Genomic DNA, 23,834 nt, shown 5'->3' on the forward strand with positions numbered 1-23,834 from the left:
TTCTTTTATGCAGTGACTGGCGATTAATGTTTTTTGGTTTTGCGTGGAAAGACTTTAACCTGCTTAATGCGGTTTTCTTCTACATCCACAATCTCCATCGCATGGCCAGAAACTTTGACACTTAAATGGCTACTTGGAATATCTTCAAGGTGCTCCAAAAGTAAACCGTTTAAGGTTCTTGGGCCCGTTGTTGGCAGTTTCCACTTCAGCCCTTTGTTAATGTCACGGATATTTGCGCTGCCATCAATCAAGAAGCTGCCATCACTTTGTGGGGTAATTTCATCGGCTAAGCTTGGTGCCATCGAGGTGGTGAATTCTCCTACAATCTCTTCGAGAATATCTTCAACAGTGATCAAGCCATTGATATCACCGTATTCATCAACGATCAGGCCAATCCGTTCTTTGTTGCGTTGGAATTTAAGTAATTGTACGTTGAGCGGTGTGCCTTCCGGGATGAAGTAGACTTCATCAGCGGCACGTAAAATCATCTCTTTATTGAACTCTTTTTTTTCCAACATCAAACGAGAAGCATCACGAAGGCGCAATATGCCCACCGCTTCATCAATTTTGTCTCGGTAAAGCACCACGCGTCCGTGTGGCGAGTGAGTTAACTGACGCACGATAGATTTCCAATCATCGTTAATATTGATACCAGTAATTTCGTTACGTGGGATCATGATGTCGTTCACTGTGACATGCTCAAGGTCGAGAATGGAAAGCAGCATATCTTGGTGGCGACGAGGAATAAGACCACCCGCTTCGTTGACGACGGTTCTTAATTCTTCAGAACTCAAGTGAGCGTCACCACCATGCTTGGCCTTAAGGCCCAGTAAGCGGATGAAACCATTGGTGATGAAGTTAATGAACATCACCAATGGTGACAATATCTTCATTAAGAAGGTCAGTAAGATGCTGCTGGCGTAAGAGACGCGTTCAGGGTAAAGCGCGGCCAATGTTTTTGGTGTCACTTCAGCAAAAACCAGAACGACCAAAGTCAGCGCACCGGTAGCAATGGCCACTCCTAGATCCCCATAAAGGCGCATACCGATTATAGTGGCAATCGCAGAGGCTAAAATATTGACTAGGTTGTTGCCGATGAGGATCAAACCAATGAGGCGATCTGGACGATCAAGCAGTTTTTCGACACGCTTTGCACCTTTGTGGCCGGTATTGGCCAAGTGCTTTAAGCGGTAGCGGTTCAAAGACATCATGCCGGTTTCTGAACCTGAAAAATAAGCCGAAATTACGATGAGACCCGCGAGTAGTGCAAACAATATACCCGTTGAAATGTCGTCCAAAACGTGGTGTTTCCTTATAAATAGTGTGATTAAGTAATGATCTAATTAAATGAGTGTGTCAATACGCTATCAAACGTGTTGAGTTAGCTCAAAATGATTTCTTTTACAAAACGGCTACCAAAGTAGGCCAGTGTCAGTAAGGTTGCACCAGCGACAGCAAACCAAGTCACTTTTCTACCGCGCCAACCTTTTCGGTAATGTCCCCACAACAATACAGAATAGACAACCCAAGCAATGAAAGACAAAATGCCTTTATGCGCTTTGCCTTGAGCAAACATATCACCGACAAAATCAAAACCAGTAATCAAGGTACCAGTAAGTAATACGTTACCTATCAAGATGATTTTAAACAGTTGCCTTTCTACCATCAGTAGTGGTGGTAAATTGGGGTTGATGGTTAGCATCTTCTTTTTCTTTAGCTTGTAGTCCAGCCAAGCCAATTGCAAAGCGTAGAGTGCTCCAATCGAAAGGGTTGAATACGAAAATAGTGCTAGAGAAATATGCAACAACAGCGGCGGATTGTTTTCTAAGTGAGTCATAAACATACTGGGAAGAAATGAGGCGGCGCTGACGTTGATCGCGGCGAAGCTATACACCACCGGCAACAGAAACCACAAGCGCGTTTTTAACATCGCAATGCTCATCACCAGTGAGATGATAAAGCTTATCAATGATGCCACATTGAGCATGCTGAGGTTTTGCCCATTAGCGTTGAAGATTAAATCACTCAGTAACCACGCATGAAAAGCCAGCGCCAGTGCTGAACTGAACAATACTGTCTGCGCACGAATCCCAGTTTGATTAACTAAGCCTGGAATAATGGTCGCTATGGATAAAAAATACAAAATAGTGGCGACTATTGCGATTAAGTTTTCCATACTTCTTACAAAATGGTGGCTGAATTGGCGAATTATACCTTGCATCACGATAATGAGCTACGTTGGATACCGATTGATTTGATATATCACCATCTTAGTTCTACTTAAGGTGCAAATAATTGATAGAGCGAAGACTTTTATTTGCTCTATCGCTGAGATAATGCTTTTTTAACGCTCTGGTTTTTGAATCGAATGTTGTGTTTTATCGGGTTAAGTCGCTTATCGCGAAGCGTCAATGGGTATGACTATTAGATTGGCTAAGGTATACTGACCCCAATTAATCGCCGAACTAGCGAAGAGACAACGATGTTTGAAAATTTAACGGATCGACTATCCAAGACGCTGAAAAATATCAGCGGTAAAGGCCGTCTCACCGAAGAGAATATTAAAGAAACCCTACGCGAAGTGCGCATGGCGCTGCTTGAAGCGGACGTGGCACTGCCTGTAGTGCGTGATTTTGTCGCGCGCGTTAAAGAGGGCGCAGTGGGTGTTGAGGTGTCTAAATCGCTGACACCGGGACAAGAGTTCATCAAGATTGTTCAAGCGCAGCTTGAAGCGGTAATGGGCGAATCCAACGAAGCGCTGAACCTTGCAGCCCAGCCGCCAGCAGTGATTTTAATGGCGGGTTTACAAGGTGCAGGTAAAACTACCAGTGTTGGTAAGCTTGCTAAGCTGCTTAAAGAACGCGATAAAAAGAAAGTACTGGTGGTTTCGGCTGACGTTTATCGTCCAGCGGCGATAAAACAGCTTGAAACGCTAGCTAACGATCTGGACGTTGAATTTTTTCCTTCTTCAGCCGACCAAAAACCGATTGATATCGCCAATGCGGCCATTGACCATGCGAAGAAGAAATTCTTCGATGTGCTGATTGTCGACACTGCAGGCCGTCTTGCGATTGATGAACTGATGATGGCAGAGATCCAAGATCTGCATGCGGCGATTAATCCGATTGAAACATTGTTCGTCGTGGATGCCATGACGGGGCAAGATGCCGCGAACACCGCAAAAGCCTTTGGTGATGCGCTGCCGTTAACGGGGGTTATCTTAACCAAAGTTGATGGTGATGCTCGAGGTGGTGCCGCACTTTCCGTTCGTCATATCACCGGTAAACCGATTAAATTCTTAGGGGTCGGTGAAAAAACTGACGCGCTCGAGCCTTTCCATCCTGATCGTATTGCATCACGCATATTGGGGATGGGCGATGTTCTCTCATTAATTGAAGATCTACAACGTAATGTTGATCACGAGCAAGCAGAACGCCTAGCTAAAAAATTCAAGGAAAAGAAAGGATTTGATTTAGAAGATTTCCGCGAACAGCTCGGGCAAATGCAGAATATGGGCGGCATGATGGGCATGCTCGATAAACTGCCTGGCATGGCAAACCTACCTGCCAACGTGAAAGACAAGGTCGATGATAAGATGTTCAAGCAGATGGAAGCGATCATCTGTTCGATGACCATGCACGAGCGCCAGCACCCAGACATGATAAAAGGTTCACGTAAAAAACGTATCGCGACGGGTTCTGGCACCCAAGTACAAGATGTTAACCGCTTACTGAAACAGTTCACCCAAATGCAGAAAATGATGAAAAAAATGCAGAAAGGTGGCATGAAAGGCATGATGCGTAATATGCAAGGCATGATGGGCGGAATGGGTGGCATGGGCGGCGGCGGTTTCTTTGGTCGTTAACCTAACTCATTGCGATGCTTAAAATTTACTAAAGCGTGATGCTCATCACTGCAAAAGCATAATGCTTCTGCTGGTGAAAAAATAGCTAAACCCCTTGCAAAGCCTCGGAATAAGAGTAAAATTCCGAGGCTTTATTTTGGCACGAGACCCCAGGCTGTTTTTCGTAAATGGTTTTTGGGGTTAATTTTATTATTGAGAAAGCAAAGAGGACGACATGGTAACCATTCGTTTGGCACGTCACGGCGCTAAAAAGCGTCCATTTTATCAAATCGTAGTTGCGGATAGCCGTAACGCAGTAACTGGCCGTTTCATCGAGAAAGTAGGTTTCTTTAATCCTACGGCTACTGGCCAAGAAGAAGGCCTACGTGTTGATCTAGATCGCGTTAACCATTGGGTTGGTCAAGGCGCATCTCTATCTGATCGCGTAGCTAAGCTAGTAAAAGACGCTCAAAAAGCGGCTTAATTCTTACTTTTATAGAAGAACATTAGCTTATGTCGATGAAAGGTAAAGAAACAATGAGCAAAGAAAACGAAAAGATTGTTATGGGCAAGTTTGGTGCTACCTATGGCATTCGTGGCTGGCTCAAAGTTTTTTCCTACACAGACGAAGCTGAAAGTATTTTTGATTACAGCCCTTGGTTTATTAACCAAAAAGGCCAGTGGATCGAGTACAAAGTAGAGAGTTGGAAGCGCCATGGTAAGAGTATGGTGGTAAAACTTGAAGGTTTAGATGTTCGAGAAGACGCACATCTACTCACCAACTTTGAAATTGCTATTGATCCCGCATCATTACCAGAATTGTCAGCAGATGAATTCTACTGGCGTGAATTGTTCGGTATGCAAGTTATTACCACTAAGGGGTATAACCTTGGTGAGGTCACTGACCTATTAGAAACTGGCTCCAACGATGTTCTGGTTGTGAAAGCGAATTTGAAAGATGCTTTTGGCCAAAAGGAACGGTTGGTACCGTACCTTGAAGAGCAAGTGATCAAGAATGTTGATCGCGAAGCTCGACGGATCGAAGTTGACTGGGATCCGGCATTCTAACTCTAAAACGTCAGAGCGAGAGAACACATGTGGGTTGGCGTTATAAGCCTATTTCCTGAAATGTTCCGTTCTGTTACTGATTTTGGCGTAACAGGTCAAGCGGTTAAAAAAGGTTTGCTGTCTATTGAAGCTTGGAATCCTCGAGATTTCACTCATGACAAACATCGCACCGTCGATGACAGACCTTACGGTGGTGGTCCTGGAATGCTCATGATGGTTCAGCCTTTGCGCGATGCCATTCATGCAGCAAAACAAGCCGCACCGGGAAAGACGAAAGTCATTTACCTTTCTCCTCAAGGTCGAAAACTCGACCAAAAAGGAGTCGAAGAGCTGGCGACGAATGAGAACCTAGTTCTTATTTGCGGACGCTATGAAGGGGTAGATGAGCGTATCATCCAATCAGAAGTTGACGAAGAATGGTCGATTGGTGATTTTGTGATGACAGGCGGCGAACTGCCAGCCATGACGTTGATTGATTCTGTCTCTCGGTTTGTTCCGGGAGTATTAGGAGATTTCGCATCAGCAGAAGAAGATTCTTTTGCCAATGGTTTGCTAGATTGCCCGCACTATACGCGTCCTGAAGTGTTAGATGGAAAAGAAGTACCTGCGGTACTGAAATCCGGTAATCACGAGGATATTCGTCGCTGGCGGCTGAAACAGTCGTTGGGCCGAACTTGGCATAGAAGGCCAGAGCTCCTGGAAAACCTAGCTCTGACTGACGAACAGGAACTATTACTGGTTGAGTTCATTAAAGAAACTCAAATACATCAGTAACCTATTTAATTTAGTATCAGTTTATTCTAGGAATTTTTAAAATGAGTAACATCATCAAGGCTCTTGAAGAAGAGCAAATGAAACAAGGCCTACCTAAATTCGCACCAGGTGACACTGTTGTTGTTCAAGTTAAGGTAAAAGAAGGTGATCGTGAGCGTCTACAGGCTTTTGAAGGCGTTGTAATCGCAATCCGTAACCGTGGCCTACACTCTGCATTCACTGTTCGTAAGATCTCTAACGGTGAAGGTGTTGAGCGTACGTTCCAAACTCACTCTCCAGTGGTTGATAGCATTGAAGTTAAACGCCGCGGTGCAGTACGTCGTGCCAAACTGTACTACCTACGTGAGCGTTCTGGTAAGTCAGCTCGTATCAAAGAGAAACTTGCTAAGAAGTAATGCTATAAACTAGCGTTCTCATAGTAATAAACAGGGGTCGAGTAATCGACCCCTGTTTTTATATGTGTTTTATATGTGCGCTAATATTGATCTTCTGACCAACCATCACTGTCTGACATATCCGGTGCACCGGAAATACTTTTTTCCTCATCGGCCCACTCGCCAAAATCGATCATCTGACACTGTTTGGAACAAAAAGGACGATAAGGGCTCTGTTCTCCCCATTCGACATCGGCTTTGCACTGCGGGCATTTTACAATGGTAATTTTCTTTGACATAACGGACTTCAAGTAACGATGGATAGGCGTAAGTGTATTACCTAACGCAATGGAAAGTAAGAGTCAGTCGGGAATTGAAGCGGAATTGATTAACAGCAGACGGCGAGATCAAACTCGATATCGCACCCTGTTGCTTGGCCTGATTGGAATTCGATAAACTTAATCGCGAAGCGATTTTTATGGCCAGAGATCATGGGATATACCCCATACTCAAGTGGGATCGACAAGCGCAAGATATTAGCGTCTTCTGCATCGCTTTGATAAAAACCTAATCGTGCTAGGCGTGCTTTAAAATGGCCCGTTTCGCGGGTTAATTTCAGCCAAAGTTGCAACGCATCTGATAACGGTCGCAGCGTTTCCATCCATTGGTGCGCATCTTGGGTCTTCTTTTCTATCGGAATGTGTAGCCAGTAGTGCAGGGCTGGTAGGTCGAAACAGCACGACCCGCCCGGTAAATTAAAACGTTGGCGAATCGTGCTTAAGAAACGATCTTCTTTGAGTGATTGACCAAAGCGTTCAGCGCTCATTAAATTACGATGGACCTCGTCGATCTCTTCAAGGAGCGATAGCAACATTTCTTGATCAACACCATCCACATTGAGCCAGCTACGGTAGTTCAAACGCTGTTTTTCAATATCTTTAGCCAACTCGCTTTTGAGTTGGATCTGTTCGAAGATTTCGAGTAAATCAAACAATGAACGAAAGAAGAGTTGGTGTTGAATACCGTCACGAAACTGAGCGGAATGCATCAACTGGTTAAGCAGCGCTTCGACTCTTAAATAGATACGAGTTTTTTCGTTCAGTGGGTGTTCAAACTTATGCGTGGTCATCTAGCTAGCCTTAGGTCCGGTCTGGGTTATTCTTACAGACTTAGGCTGCATATGGCTAGATACTTTTTGTGTAATTCTGTGATTTGAGGCAAAAGTTTTTGGTTTTCTGCGCTATTTTTAATCACATCGTCAGCGTATTGCAATCTTTGTTCACGGCTCGCTTGAGCGGCTAAGATCGAACCGACTTGTTGCTCTGATACCTTGTCTCTTGCCATAGTGCGAGCGATTTGGGTTTTTAGATCAACATCAACCACTAAGATGCGATCGACTAAGCTTTGTAGGTTATTTTCTATCAATAATGGCACAACCAATAAAGCATAAGGCGAGGTGGTTTTTGCTAAATCAGCAATCATTTTTGCACGGATCATTGGGTGAAGAAGCTGATTAAGCCAAGCCTTTTCTTGCTCATCAGCAAAGATCTTTTCTCTTAACGCGGTGCGATCCAATTGTCCATCGGGCTTTAATATGGTGAGGCCAAAGTGCGCGCAAATCGCCGTTAATCCTTCACTACCTGGTTCGACGACTTCTCGAGCGATGATGTCAGCATCCACGACATCAATCGAGAAATGCTGCTGAAATAAGTGAGCAACGGTGCTTTTTCCGCTGGCAATCCCGCCGGTTAAACCCACTACTAACCCCATGACGATAACCCCATAATTGAACCTAAATACCAACTCATCATATCGTTACCCCACAACAAGGTTAGCCAGCCAGCAATGGCGAGATAGGGGCCAAAAGGAAAGGCTTTGTCGATCCCTTTTTTTTGCAAGCGCAATTGAATTAGGCCAAAGACAATGCCAACCACAGATGACATGAGAATGATGATGGGCAGATATTGCCAGCCCAACCAAGCGCCGAGAGCAGCCAGCAGTTTGAAATCGCCATAACCCATTCCTTCTTTGCCTGTGACAAGTTTAAACAGCCAATAGACCGACCATAAGCTCAGATAGCCAGCAATGGCGCCGATCACCGCATCTTGCAAACTGACTGGGCTAATGTGCATCAATGATAAGCTGAGGCCCGCCCACAGTAGTGGCAGTGTCAGCTTGTCGGGTAATAGCATGGTATCGAAATCGATAAACGTCGCCGCGATGAGCACAAAAGTGAAAAACAATAGCGCTAGTGAAAAATAACTAAAACCGAAGTGGCTAGCCACGACAAAGCTCATACTGGCGGTGAGCAGTTCAATCAAAGGATAGCGTGCACTGATCGGGCCTTGGCAACGGGAACATTTCCCTTTTAAAAAGAGCCAACTGAGTAGCGGAATATTGTCAATAATACGAATTGGCGTATCACAGTGTGGGCAGCTAGAACGAGGGACACTGAGCGTGAGTTGCCCTTCCGGTGGCGCAATGTGATATTCGGGAAAGCAGTCAGCGCACTCTTGTCGCCATTCTCGCTCCATGATTTTGGGTAGACGATAAATGACCACATTGAGAAAACTCCCCACGATTAAGCCAAACAACGCTGCAAAAAGTGGAAAGAGCCAAGGGTAATAAATAAAAACTTCCATGCACAGACTCGATAATTAAAAGATTAGCAGTGCTAATACTATCCTAATACACTCATTAAGTTAAAGATGGGCAAGTACATTGCCACCACCAAACCACCGACCACCGTACCCAAAAAGACAATGATCAATGGTTCGAGAATTTTACCTAAGTTATCGACGGTATTATCAACTTCAAATTCGTAAATGGTGGCGACTTTATTGAGCATGTCATCCAATCGGCCTGATTCTTCACCAATCATCACCATTTGCAGCACCATTTCAGGAAAGGCTTCGGTATTACGCATCGCAATATACATTGGCATACCGGCTGCCGTATCACGATAGACCTCATTAATCGCCGTCTCAAAATGGACATTGCCAGCGGTTTTGGCGGTGGTTTTTAAGCTGGCTAAAATCGGAATGCCTGCACTAAAACTGGTGGCGAGTGTGCGACTGAATTTAGCAATAGAGGCTTTGCCTATTACCCCGCCAAGAATGGGAAACTTTAATCCTAATCGGCTGGTTTTTAAGCGTATTAAAAAAGATTTTTGCCGTACTGCTTTCACGGCAATTGTGGTGAGGATTATGATGATGAGTACCCACAAACTGTAACTTTGCACCCAATGAGAGAGTTTCAATACTTGCTGTGTAAACCAAGGTAATTCGGCGCCGAATCCTTTGAACATGCTTTCAAACTCAGGGATCACCATAGTAAGCATTAAGTAAGAGACACCTAACGCGACCAACACCACCATGGTTGGGTAGATGAGTGCTTTAATGACTTTAGCGCGCAGTTGTTCACTTTTTTCTCGATAAGTCGCTAGCCGCTCAAACACTTCAGCCAAGTTACCTGACTGTTCACCTGTGTGAATGAGATCAACATACAAGGTATCGAAATGAGTGCTGGCAGTACGCATCGCTTTGGAAATTGGCGTTCCGGCTTCAACCCCTTTAGTGACTTGCGACAAAATGGATTTCATTTCGGCTTTACGATGGTTATCTCCGACCAGTTTTAAGGCTTGCACGATGGGCACGCCCGTGGTCAGCATGGTCGCTAATTGGCGTGTCAGAATGGTGATGTCTCTGGCCTTGACGCGATGAGTCAAGCGGGTGATAAAAGAGACGCCCCCTTTTTTGATTTTTTTGATCTGAATGTGCTGCTCTTTAAGTTTGTCACGCACTTCCAGTTCGGTTAAAGCGAGAGTTTGGCCAGATACTTTTTTGCCCGAACTATTGATGCCTTTCCAACGATAATTTTTGAGTTCTGATTTGATTTTTGTGTTCATACAATAGAGTCACTCAATGGCTAGCTAAGAGGGATCAAAGCGTTAGAAATAGAGCACGCGTTGCAGCTCTTTGAAGCTGGTGACGCCGTTTTTGAGCTTTTCAATGCCTGATTCTTGTAGTGTCTGCATTCCGTTGGCTTTCGCGATCTGTTCTATTTGATGAATGCTTGCTTTTTGCATAATCGCTTCGGCCAGCTGTGGGTTAAACGCCATCACTTCATAAATGCCGACTCGACCTGAATAGCCCCCTGTGCATTCGTTGCAACCATGCGGGTTCGCTTCATAAATGGTTTCTGTCGCTAGCAGCTGAAAATGTTGCTGCAACTGCATTGAGGGCACGACGGCAATTTTGCAGTGCCGACAAAGGCGACGAGCTAAACGCTGGGCAATAATTAAACTGAGTGAAGAGGCTAAGTTAAACGCTTCAATTCCCATATTACTTAAGCGAATCACCGTTTCAGCGGCGGAGTTAGTATGCAAGGTAGAAAGGACTAAATGCCCGGTTTGTGCTGCTTTTACGGCGATTTCGGCGGTTTCTAAATCGCGGATTTCGCCAACCATTACAATGTCGGGATCTTGCCGTAAGAAGGAGCGTAATGCTTGCGCAAAGCCAAAGCCAATTTTTGGCTGCACTTGAACTTGGTTGATGCCGGATAAGTTAATTTCAACCGGATCTTCGGCGGTGGAAATGTTCACTTCAGCAGTATTTAAAATGCGTAGCCCCGTATAGAGCGAGACGGTTTTTCCGCTGCCCGTCGGGCCCGTCATTAAAATCATCCCTTGTGGTTTTTTCAGCGCAGCTAAGTAGAGTTGTTTTTGCTGGTCGTTATAACCCAATTTGTCGATATCTAAGTTAGCAGCGCTGCTATCAAGTAGGCGCAGTACGATTTTTTCACCCCATAAAGTGGGGAGGCTGGAAACGCGCATATCGATGGCGGTGTCTTGATTCAACCGCAGTTTAATTCGTCCATCTTGTGGTAAGCGCCGCTCGGCAATATCGAGTTTGGATAAAATTTTAAGCCGCGCGGCAAGCCGGCGACTTAAGTTGCTTGAGGGACGCTGCGTTTCCACCAAAATACCATCACAGCGCAATCGTACTCGGTAAAGCGCTTCGTACGGTTCGAAATGGATGTCTGATGCGCCTTTTCGCACCGCATCAAGCAGGATTTGGTTAATAAAGCGACTGACTGGGGCGTCATCTTGGCTGAGGTCTTCAATCGATTGAATCTCATCATCAGAGAGCTTAACTAAGTTCGCCAGTTCATCTTGGCTGATCTCTTTCCCTGAAGAAGAGGATCCTTGAATTGTTCGGCCATACAAGCGCCGGATGGCTGCTTGCAGCGCTTTGTAGTCGGCTAAAACAACTTCGACTTGTAAGCCTGTCGCAAAGCGAAAATCATCTTCCACTTGTAAATGGGTCGGGTCGGAAACCGCGATGGTCAGGGTTTGGCCATTATGGGCAATCGGCAGTGCTTGGTAACGGGTGATGAGATCACGCAAACCAAGCTGTTGGCAGAGCTGTGGGTAGTCGTAGCGGGTTAAGTCGGTGTCCGGTAGGCCAAAAAGGGTACTTAACTGCTCAGTCAGATCATCGGGATGGAAAAAATCCAAAGCGAGCAAAGCGTCTGGCACACTCGCACCAGACGCTTTGATATGTTCAATAACAGCTTGCTCTTGCGCAAGGCTAATAAGATTTGCTTGCCGAAGAATTGCGGGTAGGTTGGTTAGCATATTTTTTACTAGAATGTGCTTACTAAACAGCTCTTTAATGTTTGTGCTGTATCGTGTCGGCAGCTCCAACCTGATGAACTTTTGGTAAAGCGAACAATTTTATTTTGCATCGTCGATTCGCTACCAAACTTAAACTGAATTGCAGAAGAGACACCGGAGGGGAATTCAAGTGTACCAAGATTATTAATGGCACTTGATGCGCCAATATTGGTTAAATTTGAAGGAAAAGACCCTGTTTCTTGCTCTTCCATATCAATATTGGTTAGTAGCGCTCTTAGCGTACTTAAAGCGACAGCGGTTTCAGATTTTTTAACATAATTTTTATACGCAGGCACCCCAATCGCAGAGAGTGCGCCAATAATCGCTACCACAATCATCAATTCAATTAAGGTAAAACCACTTTGTTTCGTTTTCTTATTTGTGTTCATTATTTGATTTGCTCCGTTTGAACGCATAAGGATGGGCAGAGCATAAGAAGCTTGTGGGTTGGTGGGAATGAGATAAAGAGCAGTGCGCGAGTGATTTGGATTTTTTACCTGTTTAGTTGCATATATCAATCACTGAAATACGACTGACTTAAAAATGCCGTCTTGCTTTTGATACGCAAGCGATAAAAAAAGGAAGCTCGTCAGGCTTCCTTAACTATTTGAAATTTTTGATCTTTATTTCAATAATTGATGTAATTAATTACTGAAAACGCATTGAGAGATCGAGTGCTTTAATGTGCTTAGTCAGCGCGCCGACTGAGATGTAATCAACACCGGTTCGCGCGTAATCGCCAATGGTTTCTAATGTGACGTTACCAGAATTTTCTAAAGCCGCGCGGCCTGCGTTAATTGCTACCGCTTCGCGCATCATCTCAATGCTAAAATTATCCAGCATAATGATGTCAGCGCCCGCTTGAATCGCCTCTTCTAACTCTTGCAGGCTTTCGGTTTCGACTTCGACGGGTTTACCGGGGTTGAGCTGTTTAGCGGTGCCGATGGCTTGGGTAATACCGCCACAAGCAATGATATGGTTTTCTTTAATTAAATAAGCATCAAACACGCCAATACGATGGTTAAAGCCGCCGCCACACGCGACAGCATATTTCAGTGCGCTGCGCAGGCCAGGGATAGTTTTGCGTGTATCAAGTAGTCGGCATTCGGTGCCTTCTAGCTGTTTGGCATACTGAGCAGTAATGCTGGCGCAACCTGACAAGGTTTGAATGAAGTTCATCGCATTGCGTTCACCAGTCAGCAGCGCGCGAGCAGGGCCTTCAAGAGTGCACAAAATTTGGTTTGGCTTAACGTGATCACCATCTTGGACATGCCAGTCAATTTTCACTTCACCACCAAGTTGTTTGAAGACTTCCTCTGCCCATGCTTGGCCACAAAATACGCCATGTTCACGGGTGATGAGAGTCGCGCTATTGCGCGCATCCGCTGGAATAAGGTTTGCGGTGATATCAGCAGTCGCATCCAAGCTGCCACCGAGATCTTCTCTGAGTGCATCGCTAACGGCACGAGTAATTTCCAATGGGAGTTGCTGTTTCAGATAATCGAGGCGTTGTTGGCTGTTATGTGTATTTTTCATCGCAAATCTAATATGGTGTTGAACAGAGTGAGAATGATACGCTGAGTTTTACTCAAATTCAGCCACTAATCTCGCATTTCCTCTGGCTAAGGTTCATTTTTGTTTGAGTGTAAGGGGTCAACTGATGATCGATAAAAAGGGTTGGTATCAAAGCGCACGTCGAGTGCCATCGCCGTTTTATGATCAGCGAAGCGATGCGCAAGATATTTCATTGCTGGTGGTACATAATATCAGCTTGCCTCCGGGCCAGTTCGGCGGCCCATATATTGAGCAGTTTTTCACTGGCACGCTTGACCCGAATCAACACCCTTTTTTTCAAACCATCCACCAGATGCGCGTCTCGGCTCACTGCCTTATTCGGCGAGAGGGAGAAGTAGTGCAATTTGTGCCATTTAATGCCAGAGCTTGGCATGCGGGCCAGTCAAGCTTCGCTGGCCGTGCAAAATGCAATGATTATTCGATAGGGATTGAATTGGAAGGGAGCGATGAGACGGCTTATACACCTGCGCAATATCAAGCCTTAGCGACTTTGACGTGTGCATTGCAGCGGCGTTATCCGCTCATCACCAATCAACGCATTACCGGGCATCAATACATTGCACCACTACGCAAAACTGACCCCGGTTTGGTGTTTGATTGGCGTTGCTATCGAGCCTTGTTGGCAGCAAATGACTAACAACAAATAGCGAACAACGAATTAAATCGAATCGTGATATTCCACTAAAATTTGCTCAACCCAGCATTGAATGCGTTCGTCGCTTTGCTCGTATTGCGAATCTTCATCGAGTGCGAGACCAACAAAATGGCGGCCATCTTTCGTTAGGGCTTTTGACGCTTCAAAATGGTAGCCTTGGTTGGGCCAGTAGCCAATCAATTGAGCGCCAATTTTTTTTAGCTCATCATGCAGCATCCCCATCGCATCGAGGTACCATTCGCCATAACCTTCTTGATCGCCTAAGCCGAATAATGCGACGTACTTGCCGTTTAGCGACACGCCACCGATTTGATCCCATATTGCGCTCCAATCTTCTTGGATTTCGCCAAAGTCCCAAGTTGAGATGCCCAGTATTAAAAGATCATAGTTGCTCATCAAAGAGAGTGGCGTTTCTTTCACATTGTGAATCTCCACCAAATCCTCACCGATGAGCGCACGGATCTTCTCTGCTGCCATTTCGGTATAACAAGTTGTTGAGCCGTAGAACAGACCGATCTTCATAATTTTGTGTTCGTTTTAAATCAAGAATAGTGAATTCTAACCATAAAATGACGCGCTTTGCAGCGATTATCCTGCCGATGATGTTTTTTTATGGTATTAAACCAGTGGCTCACATAACCTAAGCAACTTGATTTTCACCACAGAGGTTTGATGTGTCTGAATATATTTCTCCTGATCAAGGGGTTGTGGAGCAGTTTTTAGATGCGATGTGGATGGAGCGTGGTTTAGCTGAAAACACGCTCTCATCGTATCGCAATGATCTGACGAAATTGTTGCAATGGATGCAGCACAATAATTATCGCCTCGATTTTATTAGTGTCACTGGTTTGCAGCAGTACCAAGCGTGGCTCGCTGATCAAGACTATAAGCAAACCTCGCGGGCGCGCATGTTGTCGGCGATTCGTCGTTTATTTCAATATCTGCACCGAGAGAAACTCCGCGGCGATGATCCGAGCGCGCTCTTAATTAGCCCTAAATTGCCACAGCGTCTGCCTAAAGATTTATCTGAGCAGCAAGTGGAAGATCTATTGAATGCTCCCGATACCAATAATCCTCTAGAATTACGTGACAGAGCGATGTTGGAACTCTTGTATGCAACAGGGCTACGGGTGACCGAATTGGTTTCACTGACCATGGAAAATATCAGTTTACGTCAAGGCGTAGTAAGAGTGATTGGTAAAGGTGGCAAAGAGCGTCTTGTACCGATGGGCGAAAATGCCGTTGATTGGATTGAAACTTTTCTTGAACAAGGGCGGTCTACTCTGCTGGGTGAACAAACGTCGGATGTGGTTTTCCCTAGCCGACGCGCAAGGCAGATGACTCGCCAAACCTTTTGGCACCGAATTAAACATTATGCGGTGATTGCACAAATCGATGTGGAAAAACTCTCTCCACACGTGCTAAGGCATGCTTTTGCCACACATCTGCTCAATTACGGAGCCGATTTACGTGTAGTGCAAATGCTGCTCGGCCATAGTGACTTATCGACCACGCAAATTTATACTCATGTTGCGACTGAGCGACTTAAACAATTACATAGCGAGCACCATCCAAGGGCTTGAAAAGGTGAATTTAATGAGCGTATTACGCCAACTGACTCTTCTTACATTGCCACTTTTTGCTGTGGCGTGTAACGCCGAAACCACAGAGCAAGTGACGTCAACAGCTGTGCAAGCGGCTGCGTTTGATAAAAGCGTTTTTGAACAACGCTTTGCTAAACTCGGATTGGAAGTGCTGAATGTTCAAGCCTCTGATATCCCCGGAGTGATTGAAGTACAAACTTCCGGTGGCGTGCTGTTTTCTGCCCCTGACGCAAGCCATTTTATCGCCGGAACCTTGTATGAATTAGATAAGAATGGTGGTTATGTCGATGTGTTAGCCAAACGCCAAGCGCCGGTTAATGCGGCGAAGATCGCGCAGTTTGAATCAAGTATGATCGAATACAAAGCCGCTAACGAAAAATACGTGGTGACTGTTTTTACTGATATTACCTGTGGTTATTGCACTCGCTTGCATAGTCAAATGAAAGGGTATAACGACCTAGGGATCACCGTGCGTTACATGGCTTACCCGCGTCAAGGTGCTACGGGGCAAGTAGCCGATCAAATGGCGGCTATTTGGAATGCAGATGATAAAGCGGCTGCAATGAATGAGGCAAAAAACGATCATAAATTGCTGGAAGCAGGGCAAAACATCCAACAAGCTAAGCAATTGATTAGCAAGCACTATCAGCTCGGGCGTGAGTTAGGCATCAACGGCACGCCTGCGATTTTCCTACCGAATGGCGAAATGGTTGGCGGTTATTTACCACCAGAGCAACTGTTGCAACGCCTTCAGCAGATTCAATAACTTTAGGAGTCGGGCTTGAGTGTTCTTGAGCCCGCTGATTTATGATTGAGATAAAACAAAGACCAGCCCCCGATCTTTCGCAACTTCCTGACACGATTCCAACACTGCTTAAACGTATCTATATCAACCGTGGTATCACGAACCTTGAACAACTCGACAAGGCCGCTAAAGCACTGCATTCCTACCAACAATTAGGTGGTATAGAACGAGCGGTACAACTACTTTTTCACGCCATCGAGCAGCAGCAGCGCATCATAGTCGTCGGGGATTTTGATGCTGATGGTGCAACCAGTTGCGCCTTATCTGTTTTGGCGTTGCGAATGTTGGGATCGCACAATGTGGACTATCTCGTGCCTAACCGTTTTGAAGATGGTTATGGCTTAAGCCCTGAAGTGGTCGATCAAGCGATTGAGCTTGGCGCGCAGATGATCATGACGGTCGATAACGGCGTCTCCTCTATCGACGGGGTGCGTTATGCCAAGCAGCAAGGACTGACCGTCTTGGTGACGGATCACCATTTACCGGGACACGAGTTGCCAGAGGTTGATGCGATGGTCAATCCCAATTTGGCTAACTGCCCGTTTCCCTCGAAGGCATTAGCCGGCGTAGGGGTGGCTTTCTATTTGATGATGGCGCTGTGCGTGCATATGCGAAAAAACGGCTGGTTTACTCGACAAGGCATGAGTGAACCTAAGTTGATGGAGCTGATTGACTTAGTCGCACTGGGTACTGTCGCTGATGTTGTGCCGCTCGATGAAAACAACCGCATTTTAGTGCATCAAGGTTTGCAACGCATTCGCGCCGGGCATGCAAGGCCGGGTATTCAAGCTTTGATTGAGGTTGCTAAACGTGACGCGAGGCGTTTAGTTGCCTCGGATTTTGGCTTTGCGTTAGGGCCACGCATCAATGCGGCAGGGCGCTTGGATGATATGTCATTTGGCGTTGAGCTGTTAATGTGCAATGACATTCACGCTGCGCGTAGAATGGCCAGTGAGCTGGATGGCCTTAACCAAACTCGTAAAGAGATTGAAGAGGGGATGAAGCAAGAGGCGCTGGCTTTTTGTGAGCGCTTACAACTGAGTGAAAATAGCGAATTGCCGCACGGTTTAGTGCTGTTTCAACGCGATTGGCACCAAGGTGTGATTGGTATTTTAGCCTCACGTATTAAAGATAAATATCATCGCCCTGTGATTGCGTTTGCCGATGGTGGCGATGGCAGTATTAAAGGGTCATGCCGCTCTGTTGCTGGGTTACACATGCGCGATGTGCTGGATCGCATTGATACACAAAACCCCGGTTTAATCGCCAAATTTGGCGGTCACGCGATGGCGGCAGGTTTAACTATTGCCGAAAAAGAGTTTGAGCGTTTTGCTGAGCTGTTTGATCAAGCTGTACGTCGCGAGTTAGATGAAAGCGCGCTCAAGGGCGTGATTTTATCCGACGGGGAGTTAACACCTGAAGAGTTCTCGATGCATACCGCAGAAACCTTGCGTTCCGGCGGCCCATGGGGGCAGGCGTTTCCTGAACCTCTCTTTGACGGTGAGTTCAAACTATTGCACCAAAAGCTGGTGGGAGAAAAGCATTTGAAACTGATGCTTGAGCCGTTATTCAAAGGCCACCCAACCAACATTATGATCGATGGTATCGCTTTTAATGTCGATTTAAGACGCTGGCCAGATGCGTCGGTGAAAACGGTGCGTCTTGCGTATAAGCTTGATATTAATGAGTTTCGCGGCAATCAGTCACTGCAATTGATGATTGATCACCTCGAAGCGAAGTAACGGCTTGATATTTCTCTTCTTTCGATGTGCAACACAACCTTCCCTTCCCTAGAAAGGGGAGGTCCCAACCAATGTTTCCGCATGTCTAGCCTATTCTTCCCCATCTGTAGTAATTTTGTAATTGGTCTGACCAATAATATTGCTGTTTTAATCGACTATTGTTATCAGAGTGTTTAGGCGTGGGCTGTTCTATGATTTAGGTCAACTTTTGGCTGGACAGCCACGTTTTAATTATGTTAATTTCTGCACCAACTTGAAATTGGTATTACCAATTGACTGCAAAGAGTAGAAGAATAATAAATTATGGCTTATCAAAGGATTCGTCAGCCAAAACTCTCTGATGTAATTGAACAGGAGTTAGAAAGGCTGATCGTGGAAGGAACACTCTCTCCGGGGCAACAATTGCCTCCAGAACGAGAACTGGCAAAACAGTTCGAGGTGTCTCGTCCATCCATTCGTGAAGCCATTCAACGCCTCGAAGCCAAGCGTTTATTAACCCGCCGTCAAGGTGGAGGTACGTTTGTCAGTGAGAACATTTGGCAGAGTTTTTCTGATCCTCTGCTAAATTTATTGTCTAGCCACTCTGAAACCCAGCTCGATCTATTGGAATCGCGCCACGCGATGGAAGGTATTTCAGCGTATTTCGCAGCATTGCGTGGTACTGAGGAAGATTTTGCTCGCATTCAAGCCTGTTTGGCGAGAATTGGTGAACAACAAGTAAAAAAAGAGGTCGAAGCAGAAGCGTCTGCTGTAGTCGCGTTTTTAGTCGCGCTTACAGAAGCTGCTCATAACGTGGTGCTTTTGCATATCGTCCGCAGCCTTGCCCCTTTGCTTGAGCAAAATGTTCTACAGAATTTAAAACTATTACACCGCCGCCATGAAGTGGTGGAGAAAGTAAGTAGACACCGAGCTAATATCGTGGATGCGATCGTTTCTGGTCAGCCGGAAAAGGCGCGCGAAATGTCCCATTCTCACTTAGCTTATATCGAAGAAACATTGTTGGATTTGACCAAAGAAGAGTCTCGTCGTGAGCGTTCGTTGCGCCGAATTCAGCAGGGTAATGAGTCGTAACCTACGGCGAATTGCTTGTTTTATAGATCCAACCAATAGAAGGATAGATCGCCATGTCTGACATGAAGCATGACGTAGATGCACTGGAAACTCAGGAATGGCTAGCCGCCCTTGAGTCAGTTGTACGTGAAGAAGGTGTAGAACGCGCTCAGTTCTTACTTGAGCAAATTCTAGATAAAGCACGTCTAGACGGTGTTGATATGCCAACCGGTATTACCACCAACTACATCAACACCATTCCAGCTGCGCAAGAACCAGCATACCCAGGTGACACAACGCTTGAGCGTCGCATTCGCTCAATCATCCGTTGGAACGCGATTATGATCGTTCTACGTGCATCGAAAAAAGACCTCGATCTTGGCGGCCACATGGCGTCATTCCAGTCTTCTGCTTCGTTCTACGAAACATGTTTTAACCACTTCTTCCGTGCGCCGAATGAAAAAGATGGCGGTGACTTGGTTTATTATCAAGGTCACATCTCTCCAGGGATCTACGCACGTGCGTTCGTTGAAGGCCGCCTAACGGCTGAGCAACTTGACAACTTCCGCCAAGAAGTGGATGGCAAAGGTATTCCTTCCTACCCACACCCGAAATTGATGCCTGAATTCTGGCAATTCCCGACCGTATCTATGGGTCTGGGTCCAATTTCTGCAATCTATCAAGCGCGTTTCCTCAAATACCTTGATGGCCGTGGCATGAAAGACACTTCTGAACAGCGTGTATACGCGTTCCTAGGTGATGGCGAAATGGATGAGCCAGAATCACGCGGTGCGATTTCATTCGCCGCTCGTGAGAAGCTTGATAACCTATGTTTCCTTGTTAACTGTAACTTGCAACGTCTAGACGGCCCTGTCATGGGTAACGGTAAGATCATCCAAGAACTTGAAGGCCTATTTAAAGGCGCAGGTTGGAACGTTGTTAAAGTGATTTGGGGTAACAACTGGGATTCTCTACTGGCGAAAGACACCACAGGTAAGTTGCTTCAGTTGATGAACGAAACCATCGATGGTGACTACCAAACATTTAAAGCGAAAGATGGTGCTTACGTGCGTAAACACTTCTTTGGTAAATACCCAGAAACAGCGGCGCTTGTTGCTGACATGACTGACGATCAAATTTTCGCGCTCAAGCGTGGTGGTCACGAGTCTTCTAAACTGTACGCCGCCTTTACTAACGCTCAAGACACGAAAGGCAAGCCAACCGTGATTCTGGCGAAGACTGTTAAAGGTTACGGCATGGGTGAAGCGGCAGAAGGTAAGAACATCGCTCACCAAGTGAAGAAAATGGACATGACTCACGTGCTGCACCTGCGTGATCGTCTTGGTCTGCAAGATCTTCTGACAGATGAAGCTGTGAAAGAGTTGCCATACCTAACATTGGCAGAAGGCTCGAAAGAGCACGAATACTTACACGCTCGCCGTAAAGCGCTAAAAGGTTACACGCCTCAACGCTTGCCTAAGTTCACTCAAGAACTTGTGATTCCAGCGGTTGAAGAGTTCAAGCCTCTGCTTGAAGAGCAAAAACGTGAAATCTCAACCACAATGGCGTTTGTCCGTGCGTTGAACATTTTGCTCAAAGATAAGAGCATTGGTAAAAATATTGTGCCAATCATTGCAGATGAAGCACGTACTTTCGGTATGGAAGGTCTGTTCCGTCAAATCGGTATCTATAACCCACACGGTCAGAACTATACTCCTCAAGACCGCGACATCGTTTCTTACTATAAAGAAGCGACTTCAGGTCAGGTGCTGCAAGAAGGGATCAATGAGCTGGGTGCTATGTCTTCATGGGTTGCTGCTGCAACTTCATACTCGACAAACGATCTGCCAATGATTCCGTTCTACATCTACTACTCTATGTTTGGTTTCCAACGTGTTGGCGACATGGCATGGATGGCAGGTGACCAACAAGCACGTGGTTTCCTATTGGGCGCTACAGCCGGTCGTACGACGCTGAACGGTGAAGGTCTACAGCACGAAGATGGTCACTCGCACATATTGGCAGCAACGGTTCCTAACTGTATTTCTTACGATCCAACATTTGCTTACGAAGTTGCAGTCATCATGCAAGACGGTATTCGCCGCATGTATGGCGATCAAGAGAACGTGTTCTACTACCTAACGCTGATGAACGAGAACTACGCAATGCCTGAAATGCCACAAGGCGCTGAAGAAGGTATTCGTAAAGGTATCTACAAATTAGAAAGCTACGCTCCACAAGGAACGACTGGCTCTAAAGGTAAAGTTCAGTTAATGAGCTCAGGTACGATCATGAACGAAGTACGCAAAGCGGCTCAAATCTTAAGTGATGAGTACGGCGTGGCTTCTGATGTTTACTCAGTAACATCATTCAACGAAGTGACTCGTGATGGTCAAGCATGTGAGCGTTACAACATGCTTCACCCTGAAGCGCAGCCGCAAGTACCTTATATCCAAACGGTAATGGGTAGCGAGCCTGCCATCGCAGCAACTGATTACATGAAGAACTACGCTGAGCAAGCGCGTGCGTTTATCCCGGCTGAATCATACAAAGTACTAGGTACTGATGGTTTTGGTCGTTCTGATAGCCGTGAAAACCTACGTCGTCACTTCGAAGTGAACGCAGGTTACGTGGTGGTTGCCGCGCTAAGCGAACTAGCGAAACGTGGTGATGTTGAGAAATCAGTTGTGGTTGAAGCGATTAAGAAATTCAACATCGATACTGAAAAAACAAACCCGCTATACGCTTAATTAAGGTAGGAAAGAATAATGGCAATCGAAATTAATGTACCGGATATTGGTGCGGATGAGGTTGAAGTTACTGAGATTCTTGTCAGCGTTGGCGACAAGGTTGAAGAAGATCAATCGCTCATTACAGTAGAAGGTGATAAGGCTTCTATGGAAGTACCGGCTTCTCAAGCGGGTATTGTAAAAGAAATCAAAGTAGTCGCGGGCGATAAAGTATCGACCGGTTCACTTATCATGATTTTTGAAGCAGAAGGCGCAGCGGTCGCAGCGCCAGCAGTGGAAGCTGCACCGGTTGTGGCTCCTGCTGCCGCGGCTGTCGCTGAGCTTAAAGAAGTTCACGTGCCAGATATCGGCGGTGACGAAGTGGAAGTCACTGAAATCATGGTTGCAGTGGGTGATTCAATCGCAGAAGAGCAATCTCTACTGACGGTTGAAGGTGACAAAGCCTCAATGGAAGTACCTGCTCCATTTGCTGGTGTACTGAAAGAGATCAAAGTGGCCGCTGGCGATAAAGTATCGACAGGCTCACTGGTGATGATCTTTGAAGTGGCGGGTTCTGCTCCGGCGGCAGCTTCTGCTCAAGTGGCAGCACCTGTTGCCGCAGCACCAGCCGCTTCGGCAGCAAAAGAGATCCACGTACCAGATATCGGTGGTGATGAAGTCGAAGTCACTGAAATCATGGTGGCGGTTGGCGATACTGTGAGTGAAGAGCAGTCTCTTATCACCGTTGAAGGCGATAAAGCATCAATGGAAGTTCCTGCGCCGTTTGCTGGTGTTGTGAAAGAAATTAAAGTGGCGGCTGGTGATAAGGTGTCAACAGGCTCTCTTATCATGGTGTTTGAAGTTGCCGGTGCAGCGCCCGTTGCCGTAGCGGCCCCTGCGCAAGCCGCGGCTCCAGCCGTATCAGCGCCAAAAGCGGAAGCGGTAAAATCAGCTGTGGCAGCACCTGCCGAGTTTGAAGAGAACAATGAGTACTCTCACGCATCACCGGTTGTGCGCCGTATTGCGCGTGAATTTGGTGTTAACCTAGCGAAAGTCAAAGGTTCTGGCCGTAAGAGCCGCATCCTAAAAGAAGACGTGCAAAACTACGTGAAAGAAGCGCTTAAGCGTCTTGAATCGGGTTCTGCCGCGGTAGCTTCTGGCAAAGGTGATGGCGCAGCGCTTGGCTTGCTACCTTGGCCAAAAGTGGACTTCAGCAAGTTTGGTGACACCGAAGTACAACCGCTTTCGCGCATTAAGAAGATCTCTGGTGCTAACTTGCACCGTAACTGGGTGATGATCCCACACGTTACCCAATGGGATAATGCGGATATCACCGAGCTTGAGAACTTCCGTAAAGAGCAAAATGCGATTGAAGCGAAGAACGATACGGGCATGAAGATCACCCCACTGGTGTTCATCATGAAAGCGGTAGCGAAAGCATTAGAAGCATTCCCATCGTTTAACTCTTCACTTTCTGAAGATGGCGAAAGCTTGATTCTGAAGAAGTACGTGAACGTGGGCATTGCTGTTGATACGCCAAATGGTCTTGTTGTTCCTGTCTTCAAAGATGTGAACAAAAAAGGCATTTATGAGCTATCAAGAGAGCTGGCTGAAGTATCGAAGAAAGCCCGTGCAGGTAAACTGACCGCTGCAGACATGCAAGGTGGCTGTTTCACTATCTCTAGCTTAGGTGGCATCGGCGGTACAGCGTTTACGCCTATCGTTAACGCGCCAGAAGTCGGTATCCTTGGGGTATCTAAGTCTGAGTTTAAGCCAGTGTGGAACGGTAAAGAGTTCGAACCACGCCTACAACTGCCACTATCATTGTCATACGATCATCGTGTGATTGATGGTGCGGAAGGTGCGCGTTTCATCACATTCCTAAATGGCGCGCTATCAGACATTCGTCGTCTGGTTCTGTAAGCCAAGTTTAGTGA

Annotated in this window: 23 protein-coding genes; 12 read left to right on the forward strand and 11 right to left on the reverse strand. The window is 46.1% G+C overall.

What is annotated here, in order from left to right:
* Nucleotides 1–23 precede the first annotated feature (23 nt).
* The gene (locus tag CCZ37_RS02355; RefSeq protein ID WP_094499650.1) at nt 24–1,298 is read right to left on the reverse strand and encodes an HlyC/CorC family transporter; all 1,275 of its coding nucleotides are present in this window, start codon (nt 1,296–1,298) and stop codon (nt 24–26) included.
* Nucleotides 1,299–1,381: 83 nt separating this feature from the next.
* A complete protein-coding gene (locus tag CCZ37_RS02360) occupies nt 1,382–2,176 on the reverse strand; it encodes a cytochrome C assembly family protein (protein WP_026027563.1) in 795 nt (264 codons plus the stop codon).
* Nucleotides 2,177–2,482: 306 nt separating this feature from the next.
* On the opposite strand from CCZ37_RS02360, the gene ffh reads away from it, so the two are divergent.
* From ffh to rplS, 5 genes are all read left to right on the forward strand, one after another.
* The gene (ffh, locus tag CCZ37_RS02365) at nt 2,483–3,865 is read left to right on the forward strand and encodes a signal recognition particle protein (protein ID WP_010319521.1); all 1,383 of its coding nucleotides are present in this window, start codon (nt 2,483–2,485) and stop codon (nt 3,863–3,865) included.
* 214 nt (nt 3,866–4,079) lie between these two features.
* Nucleotides 4,080–4,328, forward strand: coding sequence for a 30S ribosomal protein S16 (gene rpsP, locus CCZ37_RS02370; protein WP_010319522.1), 249 nt, complete (start codon nt 4,080–4,082; stop codon nt 4,326–4,328).
* 29 nt (nt 4,329–4,357) lie between these two features.
* Nucleotides 4,358–4,912, forward strand: a complete 555-nt coding sequence (rimM, locus tag CCZ37_RS02375; RefSeq protein ID WP_013857691.1) for a ribosome maturation factor RimM — start codon at nt 4,358–4,360, stop codon at nt 4,910–4,912.
* 27 nt (nt 4,913–4,939) lie between these two features.
* Nucleotides 4,940–5,686: a tRNA (guanosine(37)-N1)-methyltransferase TrmD gene (gene trmD / locus CCZ37_RS02380; RefSeq protein WP_010319524.1), complete on the forward strand. Its 747-nt coding sequence runs from the start codon at nt 4,940–4,942 to the stop codon at nt 5,684–5,686.
* Nucleotides 5,687–5,727: 41 nt separating this feature from the next.
* The gene (rplS, locus tag CCZ37_RS02385; RefSeq protein ID WP_010319525.1) at nt 5,728–6,081 is read left to right on the forward strand and encodes a 50S ribosomal protein L19; all 354 of its coding nucleotides are present in this window, start codon (nt 5,728–5,730) and stop codon (nt 6,079–6,081) included.
* A gap of 80 nt (nt 6,082–6,161) precedes the next feature.
* Here rplS and yacG read toward each other — a convergent pair whose 3' ends face one another.
* The 8 genes from yacG to nadC all read right to left on the reverse strand — a co-directional run bounded on the left by yacG (nt 6,162) and on the right by nadC (nt 13,273).
* A complete protein-coding gene (yacG, locus tag CCZ37_RS02390; protein ID WP_094499651.1) occupies nt 6,162–6,359 on the reverse strand; it encodes a DNA gyrase inhibitor YacG in 198 nt (65 codons plus the stop codon).
* A gap of 89 nt (nt 6,360–6,448) precedes the next feature.
* The gene (gene zapD / locus CCZ37_RS02395) at nt 6,449–7,189 is read right to left on the reverse strand and encodes a cell division protein ZapD (protein ID WP_010319527.1); all 741 of its coding nucleotides are present in this window, start codon (nt 7,187–7,189) and stop codon (nt 6,449–6,451) included.
* 32 nt (nt 7,190–7,221) lie between these two features.
* A complete protein-coding gene (gene coaE, locus CCZ37_RS02400; protein ID WP_094499652.1) occupies nt 7,222–7,830 on the reverse strand; it encodes a dephospho-CoA kinase in 609 nt (202 codons plus the stop codon).
* Nucleotides 7,821–8,702, reverse strand: coding sequence for a prepilin peptidase (locus tag CCZ37_RS02405; protein WP_094499653.1), 882 nt, complete (start codon nt 8,700–8,702; stop codon nt 7,821–7,823). The genes coaE and CCZ37_RS02405 overlap by 10 nt, the downstream gene beginning before the upstream one ends.
* Nucleotides 8,703–8,740: 38 nt before the next feature.
* Nucleotides 8,741–9,967, reverse strand: coding sequence for a type II secretion system F family protein (locus CCZ37_RS02410; protein WP_047688859.1), 1,227 nt, complete (start codon nt 9,965–9,967; stop codon nt 8,741–8,743).
* 42 nt (nt 9,968–10,009) lie between these two features.
* Nucleotides 10,010–11,698, reverse strand: coding sequence for a type IV-A pilus assembly ATPase PilB (gene pilB / locus CCZ37_RS02415; protein ID WP_094499654.1), 1,689 nt, complete (start codon nt 11,696–11,698; stop codon nt 10,010–10,012).
* Between the two features lie 8 nt (nt 11,699–11,706).
* Complete coding sequence (locus CCZ37_RS19560) at nt 11,707–12,126, reverse strand: type IV pilin protein (protein ID WP_279627423.1); 420 nt, start codon at nt 12,124–12,126, stop codon at nt 11,707–11,709.
* A gap of 259 nt (nt 12,127–12,385) precedes the next feature.
* Nucleotides 12,386–13,273 carry a carboxylating nicotinate-nucleotide diphosphorylase gene (gene nadC, locus CCZ37_RS02425; protein ID WP_010319533.1) on the reverse strand — a complete coding sequence of 296 codons (888 nt, stop codon included), beginning with the start codon at nt 13,271–13,273 and terminating at the stop codon, nt 12,386–12,388.
* Nucleotides 13,274–13,397: 124 nt separating this feature from the next.
* On the opposite strand from nadC, the gene ampD reads away from it, so the two are divergent.
* Complete coding sequence (gene ampD / locus CCZ37_RS02430; RefSeq protein ID WP_234826552.1) at nt 13,398–13,949, forward strand: 1,6-anhydro-N-acetylmuramyl-L-alanine amidase AmpD; 552 nt, start codon at nt 13,398–13,400, stop codon at nt 13,947–13,949.
* 21 nt (nt 13,950–13,970) lie between these two features.
* Here the strand turns inward: ampD and fldB are convergent, their stop codons facing one another.
* Nucleotides 13,971–14,489: a flavodoxin FldB gene (gene fldB, locus CCZ37_RS02435; protein ID WP_010319535.1), complete on the reverse strand. Its 519-nt coding sequence runs from the start codon at nt 14,487–14,489 to the stop codon at nt 13,971–13,973.
* Nucleotides 14,490–14,641: 152 nt separating this feature from the next.
* Between fldB and xerD the strand changes: the two genes are divergently transcribed.
* The 6 genes from xerD to aceF all read left to right on the forward strand — a co-directional run bounded on the left by xerD (nt 14,642) and on the right by aceF (nt 23,820).
* Entirely contained in the window at nt 14,642–15,550 is a 909-nt protein-coding gene (gene xerD, locus CCZ37_RS02440) for a site-specific tyrosine recombinase XerD (RefSeq protein WP_013857679.1), read from the forward strand.
* A 13-nt stretch (nt 15,551–15,563) separates the two neighbouring features.
* Nucleotides 15,564–16,337 carry a thioredoxin fold domain-containing protein gene (locus CCZ37_RS02445; protein ID WP_010319537.1) on the forward strand — a complete coding sequence of 258 codons (774 nt, stop codon included), beginning with the start codon at nt 15,564–15,566 and terminating at the stop codon, nt 16,335–16,337.
* A 41-nt stretch (nt 16,338–16,378) separates the two neighbouring features.
* On the forward strand, nt 16,379–18,118 hold the full coding sequence (gene recJ / locus CCZ37_RS02450; RefSeq protein ID WP_094499656.1) for a single-stranded-DNA-specific exonuclease RecJ: 1,740 nt from the start codon (nt 16,379–16,381) through the stop codon (nt 18,116–18,118).
* 303 nt (nt 18,119–18,421) lie between these two features.
* Nucleotides 18,422–19,189, forward strand: a complete 768-nt coding sequence (gene pdhR, locus CCZ37_RS02455) for a pyruvate dehydrogenase complex transcriptional repressor PdhR (RefSeq protein ID WP_010319539.1) — start codon at nt 18,422–18,424, stop codon at nt 19,187–19,189.
* Between the two features lie 53 nt (nt 19,190–19,242).
* A complete protein-coding gene (gene aceE, locus CCZ37_RS02460; protein ID WP_010319540.1) occupies nt 19,243–21,918 on the forward strand; it encodes a pyruvate dehydrogenase (acetyl-transferring), homodimeric type in 2,676 nt (891 codons plus the stop codon).
* A gap of 18 nt (nt 21,919–21,936) precedes the next feature.
* On the forward strand, nt 21,937–23,820 hold the full coding sequence (gene aceF, locus CCZ37_RS02465) for a pyruvate dehydrogenase complex dihydrolipoyllysine-residue acetyltransferase (RefSeq protein ID WP_094499657.1): 1,884 nt from the start codon (nt 21,937–21,939) through the stop codon (nt 23,818–23,820).
* Nucleotides 23,821–23,834: the final 14 nt, after the last annotated feature.

The sequence above is a fragment of the Vibrio qinghaiensis genome (assembly GCF_002257545.1).
Taxonomy (GTDB): Bacteria; Pseudomonadota; Gammaproteobacteria; order Enterobacterales; family Vibrionaceae; genus Vibrio; species Vibrio ordalii.